Source organism: Dactylosporangium siamense, from assembly GCF_016862795.1.
GTDB lineage: Bacteria > Actinomycetota > Actinomycetes > Mycobacteriales > Micromonosporaceae > Dactylosporangium > Dactylosporangium siamense.
The window spans coordinates 30,280-45,238 of sequence record NZ_BONQ01000164.1; the positions used below are offsets into that span (position 1 = coordinate 30,280).

Consider the following 14,959-nt stretch of genomic DNA (forward strand, 5'->3'; position numbering starts at 1 on the left):
TGCCTTCGGGCTCGTCGGCTTCCCCGTCAGACTTCGGGGCTCGTCGGCTTCCCCGTCAGGCTTCGGGGCTCGTCGGCTTCCCCGTCAGGCGAAGCGGATGTGGACCGGGCTCGCCGGGGCGGTCTGTGGGGCGAACGCGAACGCGGCCAAGGCGCCGCGCACCACCTCGACGGTGTCCTCGCCGACGAGGTCGATCCAGGTCCGCTCGGCGGCGACGCCGGCGGTGCGCATCGCCTCGACGGCGCGGCGGCCCTCGGCGGTGAGCTCGAGATGGCGGACCCGTGCGTCGCCGGCGCTGGCCTGGCGGCCGAGCAGGCCCTCGGTGTGCAGGGTCGCGCAGATCTTGCTGATCGCCTGGGTGGTCATGCCGAGCCGCTCGGCGAGCTGGGTGACGGTGTCGAAGCCGTCGGCGATGAACAGCACGGTGAGCGACTGCGACGGGGTGAGGTGCCCGTAGCCGGCGGAGGCGAGCTCGCCGAGCAGGTTGCGCACGATGCGCTCGCAGCAGGCCGCCAGCAGCATGCCCAGATCGTGCTCGGCCCGGTCGACCTGACTCATGCCGAAAACCGTACCGGACTTGACTCGGTAACTCAGATACGTATCTAATTTTGGTAACTCAGTTACCCAGAGGAGGAGCCATGCCAGTCGAGACCGGACGGATCGTGTTCACGGACGCCACCGGCGCCGTGGTGACGACGGAGGACCTGCGCGGCGGCGCGCGGGGCGTCGCACTGTTCTTCATGCGGGCGGCGAGCTGCGCGATCTGCGTGCGGCACGCGCGCGCCCTGGCCGCGTTGCGGCTCACCGACCGCGACGTCGCCCCGGTCGTCGTCGTGCCGGGTGGCGCCGCCGAGGCGGCCCGGGTCCGCCGCGCCGCCGGCGACGTGCGCGTGGTGTCGTCCACCGGCGCCGAGGCGCACCACGCGGTCGGCCTGACCAGGACCATGCTGCTGCAGCACAGCGGCACCCTGCTCGTGGACGCCGCGGGCGAGGTCCGCTACCGGCTCGCCACCGCCCTGCCGATGGGCGCCTTCGACGCCGCTGCGCTCACCGCGGCCGTCGACCGGCTCTGAGCCCGTCAGCCGGTGCGCACCGGCAGGCTCGTGAACCCCTTCAGGCTCAGACTGTCACGCCGCTGCCCCTCCCCCGCGAGCGTGAGGGACGGGAAGCGGCGGGCGAGGGCGGGCAGCGCGATCTGCGCCTCCAGCCGGGCGAGGGGTGCGCCCAGGCAGTAGTGGATGCCGCCACCGAAGGACAGCGGCGCGTTGTCGGAGCGGTCGAGCCGCAGCCGGGACGGATCGGCGAAGCGCGCCGGGTCGTGGTTGCCCGCGCCGAGGTACGCCACCACCCGCTCACCCTCGGCGACACCGACCCCGCCGAGCTCGATCGGCGCGGTCACCACACGGCTGCTGAGCTGCACCGGGCTGTCGAAGCGCAGCAGCTCCTCGACCGCCGGCTGGGCGAGCTCCGGCCGGCGGCCGAGCAGCTCGTACTGCGCGGGGTCCCCGAGCAGCGCGACGACGCCGTTGGCGAGCAGGTTGGTGGTCGTCTCGAAGCCGGCGGCGAACAGCAGCGCGGCGTTGCTGAGGATCTCCTCGTCGGTGAGCCGGTCGTCCGCCGCCTGCGCCTGGACCAGCGCGCTGAGCAGGTCGTCACCCGGGTGGCGGCGGCGCTCCTCGACGAGCCCGGCGAGGTGCTCGCGGATGGCGGTGGCGGCCGGGTCCGCCCTGGCCAGCACGTCCGGGGTGATCACCTCGAGCACCTGGGTCCAGTCGCGCACCAGGGACTGGAAGCCGCCGCGCTGCTCCGCCGGCACACCGAGCAGCTCGCCGATGACGTTGACCGGCAGCGGGAACGCGAACGCGGCGACGAAGTCGGCGTCGCCGTCCAGGCCGTCCAGGAGGTCCTGCACCATCCGTTCGATCGCGGGCCGCAGCGCCTCCACCCGCCGGGGCGTGAACGCGGAGCTCACCAGCCGCCGCAGCCGGGTGTGGTCCGGCGGGTTGAGGGTGAGCATGCTGGTGAAGAGCTGGTGCAGCGCCGGATGGTCACGCCAGTCCGGGAACCCGACGAAGGCCAGCAGGTCCGCCGGCGGGTGCTGCAGGCGCGGGTCACGCACGACGGTCGCGCAGTCGCCGTAGCCGGTCACGACCAGGGCACCGTCCTCGGCCCGCACGATCGGGGAGATCTCCCGGAGGCGGGCATAGCGGGGGTACGGGTCGGCCCGCCCCGGCATCCTCGTCAGCTCGTCCAGCAGTCGCAGCACTTCCGGGGTCTGCACGATGTCCGGCATCCGTCCACCATAGGCCGGGTCACGAGCGCAGCCAGGCCACGCGGGCGGCCTCGGCCGGCATCACGAACGCAGCCGGGCGGCCTCGGGCGGCCTCGGGCGACATCACGAACGCAGCCGGGCAGCGCGGGCAGCGTCACGAACGCAGCCGGGCAGCGCGGGCAGCGTCACGAACGCAGGTGGGCGGCACGAGCGGCCTCGGGCGGCATCCGGAGCCGTTCGGCGTCCCGGGCGGCAGCGGCCCAGACCCGCTGGGCGGCGCGCACCCGACCGCGCAGCGCGAGATGCCGGCCGAGCACGATCCGCGCGCGGGGCCGGGCCATCGGATACGTCCGTGCGTAGCGGCGCAACCGGCGCACGGCCGCGGCCTCGACCGCACGCACCTCGTCCGCAGGCACCTCGTCCGCCTCGACGCGACGCCCCACCGCGCCGGCCGGGTCGAGCAACGCCTGGCAGACCTCGGCGACGCCGGCGTGCGCCTCGAGGCCGTACTGGGCCAGGGCGGGCCGAGCGCCGATGAGCCGGTCGGCGGTGCGGACCGCCTGCCACGCCTCGGTCCACCGGCCGGCGGCGAGGTGCAGCCGGGCAGCGGCGGTGTGGAAGCGGGCGGCATCGATGCTCGACGCGGCCGGCAGCAGCGGCGCCGCCTCCTCGATCCACGCGTCGAGCTGGGCCCGCACGTCTAGCCGGGCCCCTGCATCGAGCCGGGCCCCCGCATCACGCTGGGCCCCCGCATCACGCCGGTCCCGCACGTCGAGCCGGTCCCGCACGTCGAGCTGGGCCCGCGCGTCGAGCTGGGCCTTCGTGTCGACGGGCGGGGCGCCGGGGTGGGTTGCCTCGATGAGCAGCAGCAGGCTCCACAGGTGCACGACCGGGTCGCGGCGGTCCCGGCCGGACGTCAGGCATCGGGAGGCCGACGCGACCGCTTCCTCGATCCGGCCGGTGAGGTGCTGGGCGACGCCGGCGATCAGCCGTGCCTCGTCCTCCCACCGGTGCTGCGGCGCGACCGGCCGCTGCGGGGTGGCACGAGGCTGCGGGCCGACCCTCGCGGCGGCGGCGTCGACCGCGGCCCAGTCGGCGACCCCGATCCAGTGCAGCCCGCCGACGATCGCGACCCAGCAGGCGGTGAGCGGGTCGTCCGTGCGTTCGGCGGTGGCCACGGCGAGGTGCCGGCGGGCGAGGCGGTGCAGCCCGAGGCTGCCGGTGATCATGCCGAGGCCGGCGCGGGACCGGGCGATCAGGTCGGGGTCGCCGGCAAGTTCGACGTCGTTGAGGGCCTGCACCGCCGCGGGCAGCATCAGCCGGTGCTCGTCGAGCACCCAGTACACCTCGTTGATCGAGAAGTAGGTGGCGGCGCGTTCGTGGAACAGGTCGCGCCGGTGCGGGCTGCGGGCGACCCGGGCGCCGGGCCGCAACCCGCGCAGCGCCCGGCGGGCGAGCTGACCGGCGAGCATCCCGGGCCGGCCGGCGGTGGGCACGGCACCACCGAGCGCGGCCAGGGCCTGCTCCAGCTGGTCGCGGGCGGCGGCGGCCTCGCCGAGCTGCTGGTGCGCCTCGCCGAGCAGCCGGTGCCAGCGGCCGCGCAGCAGGCCCGGCACCCCGGACCGGCGCAGCGCGGCGCCGAGGACGGCCTGTGCTTCACGGAACCAGCCGTTGCGCCGGCACAGGGTCCAGAGCCGTTGCAGGTGGCCGTCGAGCACCTCGGGGTCGGCCTCGACGATGAACCACTCGGTGGCGGCACGCAGGTTCGCGGCGTCCTGAAAACCGTCCTGAGCGGCGTCCTGAAGCGCCGGATCGGCGGTGAGCAGCGCGTCGTAGTGGGCCGCGTGGCGGCGCCGGGTGTCCGTCTCCTCCGCGGGGTCCTCGGCGAGCCGTCCGGCGGCGTACTGGCGCAGCAGCTCGTGCATGGCGTACCTGCCGTCCGGGCCGGCGGTCACCAGTGACTGGTCGACGAGGCCGGCGAGCAGCGGCAGGCCGGCGGCCGCCACCGCCTCGGCGGCGGTCAGGTCGAAACCGTGGTGCACGGACAGCCGGCGCAGGGCGCGGCGCTCCTCGGCGGTGAGCAGCCGCACGGAGGCGTCGAGCACGGAGCGGATGCTGCGGTGCCGGGGCTCCACGTCCGGCGCGGTGGTCTCGAGCAGCTCGAGACCGCGGGTGAGCCGGTCGGCGATGGCGGCCGGCGCGGCCGAGCGCACCCAGCGGGCGGCCAGCTCGATCGCGAGGGGCAGACCCCCGACCAGCCGGCAGATCCGCGCGGCACCCTCGACGTCGGCCTCGACGCCCGGGCGCAGCAGCCGGGCCCGTTCCTGGAACAGCTGCACCGCCGCGTACCCGGCGGCCTCGGCGGCGGCGGTGCCGGCCGGCGGGGACGGCAGGCCGGGCACCTCGACGAGCCATTCCACGCCGAGGCCGAGGGGGCGCCGGGAGGTCACCAGCAGCTGGACGCCCGGAGCCCGGCGCAGCAGCTCGGCGAGCGGGCCGGCCGCGCCGGGCAGGTGCTCCAGGTTGTCCAGCACGAGCAGCAGCTCGCGGCCGCCGACGTGCTCGACGAGCAGCTCCAGCGGGTCACGGGGCACCGTGAGCACCACCCCGAACGCCCGGGCGAGGTCGGCGACGACCAGGTCGGCGGTGTCACCGTCGGCGGCGGTGTCGGCCACGGTGTCGCGCCGGCCGGTGCCGGTGCCGGCGAACGACACGAACACCGCCCGCCGTGCCCCGGCGACCTCGACGGCGAGGCGGGTCTTGCCGATGCCGCCGGGACCGACGAGGGTCACCAGCCGGCACGCGGGGTCGTCGAGGAGGTCGTGCAGCCGGGCCAGTTCGCCCGCCCGGCCGACCAGGGCGGTGAGCGGCCGGGGCGGCACCGGCACCGGCGGGGGTGGCCCGGGCACCGGCACGGGCGGCGGCACCGAAAACGTCGGCGCACCGGCGATCTCGTCGCGCAGGGCGGTCGTCGCCGCCGACGGCGCGAGCCCGAGCTCCTGGTCGAGCAGGTAGCGGCAGGTCTCGTACTGGGCGAGCGCGGCGCTGCGCTGTCCCCCGGCGGCGAGGAACCACATCAGGGCCCGGTGCGCCTCCTCGTGCAGGCCCTCCACTTCGAGCATGCGCCGCGCGGCGTCGACCCCGGCCGCCGGGTCGCGCCGGTCGCGGGCCTGCCCCACGGCGCGTTCCAGCAGCGCCAGCATGTCGGCCCGGGCCGCGGCCCGGCGGGTGGCCACCCAGTCGTCGAACACGGGTGCCCCGGGCACGTCGAAGCCGTGCAGGAACTCGCCCCGGCACAGCTCGACGGCGGCCGGATCCACCACGGCGGCGGACGCAGAGAAAGCCGACGCGGCGGGCGCAAAGGAAGCCGACGCGGCGGGCGCAAAGGAAGCCGACGCGGCGGGCTCAACGGAGGCAGCCGCGGCGGGCGCAAAGGAGGCAACGGAGGCAGGCGCGGCAGGCGCAAAGGAGGCAACGGAGGCAGGCGCGGCAGGCGCAAAGGAGGCAGCCACGGCAGGCGCAACGGAGGCAAAGGAGGCAGCGGCGGCAGAGGCGGCGGAGGCGACCTCGACGGCGTCGACCCAGACCGGCGCGCCCGCGGTGAGCGCGACCACCCGCCGGGTCACGTCGAGGTGCGCCGGCACCACCCGGCGCAGCTTCGTCAGCACGAGCCGCAGGTTGGCCCGGGCCGCCGCCTCCGGCAGGTCGCTCCAGAGCAGCCCGGCCAGCGCCGAACGGCTGTGCCCGGTGCCGGTGACCGCCAGGTAGATCAGCAGCGCCGCCGCCTTGACCGAGGCGAGGTCCACCAGCGGCCGTCCGCCGAGCGCCAGGTCGGCGCGGCCGAGCACATGGACCGTGAGCCGCTGATCCGTCATCGCCACCGCCGTCGTCATCGAGCACCTTATCGGGGCACGCACACGATCGGGAAACGGTTCACACACGCTGCCCGGCCTACCGTCCGGTCACCCAGGAACCGACGCGAAGGAGCCCCGTCATGACCACCGTCCACCCCGTGCACGCAGCGCTTCCCGACGTGGAGGTCGGAGGCTTGGCCGTACACCACCTCGTGCTGCGAAACGCGGCCCGCCTCGGCGACAAGGCAGCGCTGCTCGACGCCGCCACGGGGCGCACCCTCACCTACCGGGCGCTAGCGCGCGGGGTCGAACGGGTCGCCGCCGGCCTGGCCGCCCGCGGTTTCACGACGGGAGACGTCCTGGCCGTGCACAGCCCGAACCAGCCCGACTACGCCCTGGCGGTGTACGGGGCGATGGCCGCCGGCGGCACCGTCACCGGGGCCGACCCGACGCTGACCGCCGGGGAGCTGGCCGGTCTGCTCGCCGAGGCCGGGGCGCGGCTGCTGGTCACCGCGCCGCCGCTGCTGGAGGTGGCCACCGAGGCGGCGCGGCTGGCCGGGGTGGCGGAGGTGCTGGTCTTCGGTGGGTCGTTCGACGCGCTGGTGGAGCACGACCACCCGGCGGCGGCGGTCGCCGTCGACCCGGACCGGGACGTCGCCGCGCTGCCGTTCTCCAGCGGCACCACCGGCCTGCCGAAGGGGGTGGAGCTCACCCACACCGCCCTGGTCACCAACGTGCGGCAGGCCCTCGCGGTGCTCGACTACGCCGAGGACGAGGTGATCCTGGCGGTGGCGCCGTTCTGCCACGTCATCGGGCTCAACCTGATCATGACGGCCGGCCTCGCCACCGGGGGCACCGTCGTCACCCTGCCCCGCTTCGAGCTCGACGCGTTCCTGCGCACAATCCAGGACCACCGGGTGACGCTCACCATCGTGGTGCCGCCGGTGGTCCGGGCCCTGGCCGGGCACCCGCTCGTCGACCGGTTCGACCTGTCGTCGCTGCGCAACGTCGGGGTCGGTGCGGCACCGCTGGACGCGGCGACGGAGCAGCGCTGCGCCGAGCGGCTCGGCTGCGGTGTCAGTCAGGGGCTGGGCATGACGGAGACCGGGGCACTGATCGCCGTCGGCGACCCGAAAGCCACGCGCCGCGGGTCGGTCGGGCGGTTGCTGCCCAACACCGAGGCCCGCGTCGTCGACCCGGGCAGCGGCGCCGACCTGGGCGCCGGGCGCACCGGCGAGCTGTGGGTGCGCGGCCCGCAGCTGATGCGCGGCTACCGCGGCCGCCCCGAGGAGACCGCCGCGACGGTCGACGCCGACGGGTGGTTGCACACCGGCGACCTGTGCCATTTCGACGAGGACGGCCACCTGTACGTCGTCGACCGGCTCAAGGAGCTCATCAAGTTCCGTGGACATCAGGTCCCGCCGGCCGAGCTGGAGGCGCTGCTGTGCCTGCACCCGGCGGTCGCCGACGCGGCCGTGGTGCCGCGGCCGGACCCGGACGCCGGCGAGGTCGCCGTGGCGCACGTGGTGCTGCGGGCGCCGGTGAGTGCCGAGGAGCTGCTGGGGTACGTGGCCGAGCGGGTCGCGCCGTTCAAGCGTCTCGCGGCGGTCACGTTCGCCTCGAGCATCCCCCGGTCGCCGACCGGCAAGGTGCTTCGCCGAATGCTCTCCGGGCGATGACCGGCGGCCTGCGGGCGTGGGCGGTCAGCGTGGCCGCGACGGCGGTGTCCGCCTACGCCCTCGACGCGACCGCGACGGCGGCCGGGGTGGCGCTCGTCGCCTCCGGCCTGCTCGGCGGCGACGGGAACCACCGGTGGGCCCTGGCGCTGCTCGCGGCCAGCTACGCGGTGTGGGCGTGGGGGCTGCGGGCGAACCTGCGGGCCAACCAGGAGCTGCTCACCTCGACCGGCACCAGCACCAACGTGCTGTCGAAGGCGGCGCACGACCTGACCCGGCGGCACACCACGAGCCCCCGCGCGGTGCGGCTGGCGGCGGCGGCCGGCTACACGGTGACCGAGGTCGCCAAGGAGGTGCCGTACTACGCGGGTGCGTTCGGCGCGGCGGTGCTCACCGACTCGGTGACCGCGACCGGTGCCCTGGTGTTCCTGGCCGGGGCGAACCTCGGCGCGGCCGGCTACGAGTACGGCCTGGCCCGCCTCACCACGGCGTTCCTGCGGCGGCGCCGGTACGCCTCGTTCGACACCGACTGGGAGCCGGCCGCGTACCTGGACGGCTACTACCGCACGGTCGAGCCGGACGAGGTCGCCACCATCGCGTTCTTCGTCGACGCGTTGCGCGCGGCCGAGCGCGACCGGCCGGTGCTGTTCTTCGGGGTCGGGCCGACGCTGCACCACGTGTTCGCGGCCGCCGAGGTCGCCTCGGAGATCCACCTCGGCGACTACCTGCCGGCGAACCTCGCCGAGATCCGGCGGTGGCTGGACCGCGACCCCGGCGCCCACGACTGGCGCCCGTTCGTGCGGCACACGCTGCGGTGCGAGGGCGTCGCCGAGCCGACCGACGAGGAGGTGGCCGCCCGGGAGGACCTCACCCGCAAGAAGGTCACGGACCTGGTCGAGGTCGACGCCCGGCACCCGCGGCCGGTGGCCCGGTCCTACCCGACCGTGGTCAGCGCCTACTGCGCCGACTCGGCGACCGCGGACCGGGCGACGTGGGCGCTGTTCATGCGGCACATCACCGGGCTGGTCGAGCCGGGTGGGCTGTTCGTGACCTCGGCGCTGCGCCGGTGCCGCGGGTACACGGTGGCCGGCCGGTCGTTCCCGAGCGCCGGCGTCGACGAGCACGACCTGCGCGCGGTGCTGCGACCGGGCTTCGGGTCGCCGTCGATCGAGGTCAGGCAGGTGCCGCAGGAGGCTTCCCACGGCTACGGCGGCATCGTGCTGGCCGCCGCCCGTCGCACCGCGACTTCCCATTCCTAGCCTTCCATCGCTCGATACTGCAAATTCGATGCAGAGTGTGCAATCCTCTGTGCATCGAAGGGAGTAAGCATGTCGAGACTGATCGCCGCACTGGTGCTCGGGCTCGCCGCCACCGCCGTGACGGCGGCGCCGGCGGCCCAGGCAGCGGAGAGCAACGGCGGGATCCGGGTGCTGCCGCTGGGCGACTCGATCACCGACGGCGGCACCGCGAACCCCGGCGCCTACCGCACCGAGCTGTGGCGCCGGCTGACGGCCGGCGGCTACACCGTCGACTTCGTCGGCTCCAGGGCGAACGGGCCGGCCGAGCTGGGCGACCACGACCACGAGGGGCACCCCGGCTACCGCATCGACCAGATCCAGGCCGGCATCGCCGGCTGGGTGCAGGCCACCAACCCGCAGACGGTGCTGCTGCACCTCGGCACCAACGACATCGGGCAGAACTGGGACCTTCCCAACGCACCCGCCCGCCTCTTCCAGTTGGTGGACACGATCATCCAGCTGGCACCGGCGGCGGAGATCTTCGTGGCCAGCGTCGCCCCGGTGGCCTTCGCCGATCGCGAGGCGAGGACACAGACCTACAACGCCGCCATCCCCGGACTCGTGCAGCAGCGGGCCGCGGCCGGCAAGCACGTGCACTTCGTGGAAATGCACGCCGCGCTCACCACCGCCGACCTCACCGCCGACGGAGTGCACCCCACGGCCGCCGGCTCCGCGAAGATGGGCGCCACCTGGCACGCGGCGCTGCGCACGGTGCCCACGTCCATCGGCCCGGGCACCGGCCTGGAGCACCGCGCGTCGGGGCTGTGCCTGGACGTCGCCGGGAGGACCGCCACCGCCGGCGCCCACGCCGTCATCGCCACCTGCGACGGCGGCCCGAGCCAGCGCTGGGTCGCCGGTGTGGCCGGTGAGCTGCGCGTGTTCGGCACCATGTGCCTGGACGTCGCCGGCGCCGCCACCGCCCACGGCTCCGACGTCGTCATCTGGACCTGCAACGGGCAGTCCAACCAGCGGTGGACGCTGCGCGCCAACGGCTCGCTCGTCGGGGCGGCCTCCGGCCGCTGCGTGAAGTCGACCTACGGCGGCACCACCCCGGGCACGATCCTGCGCATCGCCGACTGCGACGGCACCGCCGTCCAGCTGTGGTCCCGCCGATGACAACGATCATGCCGGCGGTCCTCACGACCGCCGCCGTCCTCGCCGGTCCGGCACCCGCCAGTGCCACCCGGACCGTCACCGCCTCCAGCATCGTCGCCGGGCACGACTACGCCCTCACCGGCGGCGCCTGACCGTCGCATCGGGGCCGCCTGCCGTTCGCGGGCGGTCCCGGTGCACCGGATGGCTCAGCGCCGCCGGCCGTGCTCGCTGAACACCCGCTGGACCTGCTCGGTCCAGAACACGTGCGGCTCGGTGAAGCGGTAGCCGAGCGTGCGGGCCTCGTTGTAGAAGCTCTGCGCGGGCTCCCGGTCGCTGTACTGGGAGGTCACGATCGCGGTCAGCGCCGGGCCGCCGGCGTCGTACTCATCCTCGAAGACCCCGCCGAGCAGCTCGTTCATGAGCGGCGAGGTCGGGTCGACCCGGATCACCCGGACCTGGGCGGCGACCTCACCGTAGGAGGTCATGCGCCGGTCATACGCGGCGCCGAGGATCGCGTCCCGGACCTCGTGCTTCGCGGTGGTCCACTGATCCTCGCGCAGGCCGACCTGCGATGCGGTGCGCCTCATGTGGTTTCCATCCCAACCCACCTGATGGCGGCTCGACGTCGCCGGAGCCGGGCCCGGACTGCTGCAGTCTGCCCTGTCCGCACCGCGACCGTAAGGGTCCGTCCAGCTCATTCGCCCGCGGCGGCGGCCCGATCCCGCCGCGGCGGCCCGATCCGTCGCGGCGGCCTGGTCCGCTATCCGGTGATCGCCGGACGGAGCATGGCCCAGGCGCGGTCGGCGAGCTCGGCGCGCTCCCCGGGCACCGACTTGGCGAGGAGCCCGGCGACCATGCGGACGGCCAGCAGCAGGTCGTCGGCGGTGACCGTGGGACGGATCCGGCCGTCGTGCCGGGCGGCCCGCAGCTTGCCGTCGAGCAGGTCCCGGACCCGGCCGACCACGTCGCGGAGCCGGGGGTCCTCGTCGGAGGCGTGCAGCATGTCGATGAACGCGACCGACGCGGCGGTCTGCTCCGTGATCAGGGCGAGCAGGTCGTCGAGCGTGCTGGCCGGGGTTGCGGCGAGGGCCTCCAGGGCGGTGACGTTGTCGTCGAAGACCGCGAGGGCCAGGCTCACCCGGTCCGGGAAGTGGCGATACAGGCTGCCCTGGCCGACGCCGGCCTGCCGGGCGATCGCGCTGAGGGACGCGTCGAAGCCCTCGCTGGCGAACTGCTCGCGGGCGGCGCCGATCAGCGCGACCCGGTTGGCGGCGGCGGCATTGCGCCCCCGGTTCTCTCGACGTGTCCGCATCACGGGTGTAGCTTACCAACCGGACGGGGTCGTCCGGTTGATTGGAGGCGGCATGGCCGTGCAGTGGGACCGTGAGGTTGACGTGCTGGTGGTCGGCACCGGGGCGGCCGGCATGACCGCGGCGATCGCCGCCGCCGACGCCGGCCGGCGGGTCCTGGTCGTGGAGAGCACCGGAAAGTGGGGCGGCACCACGGCGCTCAGCGGCGGCGGGCTGTGGATGCCGACCAACCCGCTGATGGCCGGTTTCGGGCAGGTGGACTCCGTCGACAAGACCCTCACCTACCTGGAGGCGGCGATCGGCGACGCCGGCCCGGCCAGCTCCCCCGAGCGGCGGCGCGCCTTCGTGGAGAGCGTCCCCGAGGTGTTCACGTTCCTCCAGCGCCTCGGCGTGCGGTGGGCCGCGGCGAAGGAATACCCGGACTACTACCCGGACCGGCCCGGCGGCATGACCGGCCGCAGCATCGAGGCCGAACCGTTCAACACCCGCAAGCTCGGCCCGTGGTTCGCGACGTTCCGCGGCCGGGACAGCATCCCCGCGCCGCTGAAGACCGACGACGTGTGGCTGCTGTCCCGGGCATGGTCGACCCCGTCCGGTTTCGTGCGGGGCGCCCGGTTCGTGTTCCGTACCATCGGCGGCCTGGTGCTCGGCAAGCGCCTCTTCGGCATCGGCGGCGGGCTCACCGCGAGCCTGATGAGCATCCTGATCGAGCAGGGCGTCGAGGTGCTGCTCGACACCCCGCTGACCGACCTGGTCCTGGACGACGCCGGCGCGGTCCTCGGCGCCACCGTCACCGGCGCCGGCGGCACACCGCAGCACATCCGCGCGCTCGGCGGGGTCGTGCTCGGCGCGGGCGGCTTCGCCCAGAACGCCGAGTGGCGCCAGAAATACCACGGCATCCCCGGCTACAGCTCCGCCGCCGACGGCGACCTCGGCGGGCCCATCGCCATCGCCGAGGCGGCCGGGGCGCAGCTGGCCCTCATGGACGACGCCTGGTGGGGCGCGTCGGTGCCGCTGCCCGACGGGCACGCCCAGTTCGTGCTGTCGGAGCGGTCGATGCCGTTCAGCATCGTCGTGGACTCCGCCGGCGACCGGTACACCAACGAGTCGGCCAGCTACATCGACTTCGGCCACGCCATGCTGGCGCGGGACAAGACCGTGCCGGCCATCCCGAGCTGGCTGATCCTGGACGTGCGGCACCGCCGCCGCTACCTGTTCAACGCGTTCCTGCAGGGCACCAAGCAGCTGCGGGCCAAGGGCGTCGTGCGCTCCGCCGCCACCATCGAGGAGCTCGCCACCGGCCTCGGCATGCAACCCGCCCGCCTGCGCGCCACGGTCGAGCGGTTCAACGGCTTCGCCCGCGCCGGCGTCGACGCGGACTTCGGCCGGGGCCGCACCGCGTATGACAACTACTACGGCGACCCGGGCGTGAAACCGAACCCCAACCTCGGCCCGCTCGAGAAGGGGCCGTTCACCGCGGTCCAGTTGGTGCCCGGCGACCTCGGCACGAAGGGCGGCCTGCTCACCGACGCCGACGCCCGCGTGCTCGACCTCGACGGCGCGCCCATCCCCGGCCTCTACGCCGCCGGCAACACCACCGCGTCGGTCATGGGCCGCACGTATCCCGGCCCGGGCTCGACCATCGCCCCGGCGGTCATCTTCGGCTACCGCGCCGGTCGCGCCGCCGCGGCGGCGGCCTGACCCGTCCGCCGCCGCCTGACCCGTCCGGCGCCGGGCTTTGGCCGTACACCGGCCGAAACGTCGACGCAGAAGGCTGCGTGGAGCCGACGGCGGCGCGGTGTGACCTCGGGAACAGCACAGCGGCGGGCGCTCAACTCCGGCGGCACCGTCCCGATGCGGAGGGCACACCGTTGCCTTGCCGACCCCCGGGGGACCACCCATGAGCACGACGACCGCCCCACCCGTCCCAACCGCCCGGCGGGGCGGCACGCGACCCGCGGCGCCGGTGCCGCCGCCGGATGCGCGGCCGGGTCGCTGGTGGGCCCTCGTCGTCCTGGCGATGGCCCAGCTCATGGTGGTCCTGGACGCGACGATCGTGAACATCGCGCTGCCCACCGCGCAGCGGGACCTCGGGTTCTCCGACGGCGGCCGGCAGTGGGTCGTCACCGGCTACGCCCTGGCCTTCGGCAGCCTGCTGCTGCTCGGCGGGCGGCTGTCGGACCTGTTCGGCCGCAAGCGGATGTTCCTCGTCGGCCTGGTCGGGTTCGCCCTCGCCTCGGCGCTCGGCGGGGCCGCGCAGGGCCTGACGATGCTCATCGTGGCCCGCGCCCTGCAGGGTGCCTTCGGCGCCGCGCTCGCCCCGGCCGCACTGTCACTGCTGTCGATCACGTTCCCGGACCCGAAGGAGCGCGGCAAGGCGTTCGGCATCTACGGCGCGATCTCCGGCGCCGGCGGCGCGGTGGGCCTGCTGCTGGGCGGGGTGCTCACCGAGTACGCCTCCTGGCGCTGGTGCCTCTACGTCAACCTCGTCATCGCCGCCGTCGCGGTGGCCGGTGGCCTGCTCAAGCTGCGCGACGAGCCCGCCCGGCCCGGAGGCCGCATCGACGTGCCCGGCGCCGTCACCGCCGTCGTGGGTCTCGTCGCACTGGTGTACGGCCTGGGCAACGCCGAGTCCGACGGCTGGAGCGACCCGATGACGCTCGCCCCGATCGCGGTCGGCGTGCTGGTGCTGCTCGCGTTCGTGGCCATCGAGCGCCGCGTGGCCCACCCGCTGCTGCCGATGCGGGTCGTGCTGGACCGCAACCGGGGCGGCTCCTACGCCGCGGTCGGCATCGCCGGCGCCGGCATGTTCGGCATCTTCCTGTTCCTCACGTACTACATGACCGGCGTCCTGGGCTTCACCCCGATCCAGACCGGGTGCGCGTTCCTGCCGATGCTCGCCGCCATCATGCTGTCCGCGACGACCGCCGGCTCCGTCCTGACGCCCCGCGTCGGCCCCCGCCCGCTCGTGCCGCTCGGCGCCCTCATCGCCGCCGGCGGCATGGTGCTCATGACCCGGCTCGACCTGGACTCCACGTACGCCACCGGCGTCCTGCCCGGCCTGCTCGTCATCGGCCTCGGCATGGGCCTGATCTTCGCCCCCACCCAGAACGCCGCCACCTCAGGCGTCGCCCACACCGACGCCGGCGTCGCCTCCGCAATGATCAACACGACGCAGCAGATCGGCGGCTCGATCGGCACCGCGCTGCTCAGCTCGTTCGCCGCCAGCTCCGCGACCGGCTTCCTGGCCGGCCGCACCCCGACGCCGCAGCTGGCCGCGCAGGCCGCCATCGAGAGCTACCACACGGTCTTCTGGTGGTCGGCCGGCTTCTTCCTGCTCTGCGCCACCGTGTCCGCCGTCCTGTTCCGCACCGGCCCACTCGACGTCGACCCCGACGCCCCGAAGGCCATGGCGCACTGAAAAGCTGCCGCAGCGGAGCTGCGGCGGCGGGGG

The 14,959-nt window shown here is 74.7% G+C and carries 12 protein-coding genes; 7 read left to right on the forward strand and 5 right to left on the reverse strand.

The genetic code is table 11. The features are described from left to right. Nucleotides 1–84 precede the first annotated feature (84 nt). On the reverse strand, nt 85–558 hold the full coding sequence (locus tag Dsi01nite_RS49555) for a MarR family winged helix-turn-helix transcriptional regulator (protein ID WP_203853469.1): 474 nt from the start codon (nt 556–558) through the stop codon (nt 85–87). Between the two features lie 80 nt (nt 559–638). On the opposite strand from Dsi01nite_RS49555, the gene Dsi01nite_RS49560 reads away from it, so the two are divergent. Further along, complete coding sequence (locus Dsi01nite_RS49560; protein ID WP_203853470.1) at nt 639–1,073, forward strand: redoxin domain-containing protein; 435 nt, start codon at nt 639–641, stop codon at nt 1,071–1,073. 5 nt (nt 1,074–1,078) lie between these two features. Here the strand turns inward: Dsi01nite_RS49560 and Dsi01nite_RS49565 are convergent, their stop codons facing one another. Both Dsi01nite_RS49565 and Dsi01nite_RS49570 read right to left on the reverse strand, forming a co-directional pair. After that, on the reverse strand, nt 1,079–2,236 hold the full coding sequence (locus Dsi01nite_RS49565) for a cytochrome P450 (protein WP_373318947.1): 1,158 nt from the start codon (nt 2,234–2,236) through the stop codon (nt 1,079–1,081). A 221-nt stretch (nt 2,237–2,457) separates the two neighbouring features. After that, a complete protein-coding gene (locus Dsi01nite_RS49570; protein ID WP_203853472.1) occupies nt 2,458–6,165 on the reverse strand; it encodes an AfsR/SARP family transcriptional regulator in 3,708 nt (1,235 codons plus the stop codon). 101 nt (nt 6,166–6,266) lie between these two features. On the opposite strand from Dsi01nite_RS49570, the gene Dsi01nite_RS49575 reads away from it, so the two are divergent. From Dsi01nite_RS49575 to Dsi01nite_RS58590, 4 genes are all read left to right on the forward strand, one after another. Then, on the forward strand, nt 6,267–7,805 hold the full coding sequence (locus Dsi01nite_RS49575) for an AMP-binding protein (protein WP_203853473.1): 1,539 nt from the start codon (nt 6,267–6,269) through the stop codon (nt 7,803–7,805). Beyond that, nucleotides 7,802–9,061 (forward strand): guanitoxin biosynthesis pre-guanitoxin forming N-methyltransferase GntF, encoded by a 1,260-nt coding sequence (gene gntF / locus Dsi01nite_RS49580; RefSeq protein WP_203853474.1) that lies wholly within the window; start codon nt 7,802–7,804, stop codon nt 9,059–9,061. The genes Dsi01nite_RS49575 and gntF overlap by 4 nt, the downstream gene beginning before the upstream one ends. Nucleotides 9,062–9,130: 69 nt before the next feature. Continuing rightward, entirely contained in the window at nt 9,131–10,216 is a 1,086-nt protein-coding gene (locus Dsi01nite_RS49585; protein WP_203853475.1) for a ricin-type beta-trefoil lectin domain protein, read from the forward strand. Next, nucleotides 10,213–10,347, forward strand: a complete 135-nt coding sequence (locus Dsi01nite_RS58590; protein WP_275423485.1) for a hypothetical protein — start codon at nt 10,213–10,215, stop codon at nt 10,345–10,347. Before Dsi01nite_RS49585 ends, Dsi01nite_RS58590 begins: the two co-directional genes overlap by 4 nt. A gap of 54 nt (nt 10,348–10,401) precedes the next feature. Here the strand turns inward: Dsi01nite_RS58590 and Dsi01nite_RS49590 are convergent, their stop codons facing one another. Continuing rightward, nucleotides 10,402–10,782, reverse strand: coding sequence for a hypothetical protein (locus Dsi01nite_RS49590; RefSeq protein ID WP_203853476.1), 381 nt, complete (start codon nt 10,780–10,782; stop codon nt 10,402–10,404). A gap of 173 nt (nt 10,783–10,955) precedes the next feature. After that, nucleotides 10,956–11,507, reverse strand: coding sequence for a TetR/AcrR family transcriptional regulator (locus Dsi01nite_RS49595; protein WP_203853477.1), 552 nt, complete (start codon nt 11,505–11,507; stop codon nt 10,956–10,958). Between the two features lie 52 nt (nt 11,508–11,559). On the opposite strand from Dsi01nite_RS49595, the gene Dsi01nite_RS49600 reads away from it, so the two are divergent. Both Dsi01nite_RS49600 and Dsi01nite_RS49605 read left to right on the forward strand, forming a co-directional pair. Beyond that, nucleotides 11,560–13,206 (forward strand): FAD-binding protein, encoded by a 1,647-nt coding sequence (locus Dsi01nite_RS49600; RefSeq protein WP_239136941.1) that lies wholly within the window; start codon nt 11,560–11,562, stop codon nt 13,204–13,206. 199 nt (nt 13,207–13,405) lie between these two features. Next, a complete protein-coding gene (locus Dsi01nite_RS49605) occupies nt 13,406–14,926 on the forward strand; it encodes a DHA2 family efflux MFS transporter permease subunit (protein ID WP_203853478.1) in 1,521 nt (506 codons plus the stop codon). Nucleotides 14,927–14,959 lie beyond the last annotated feature (33 nt).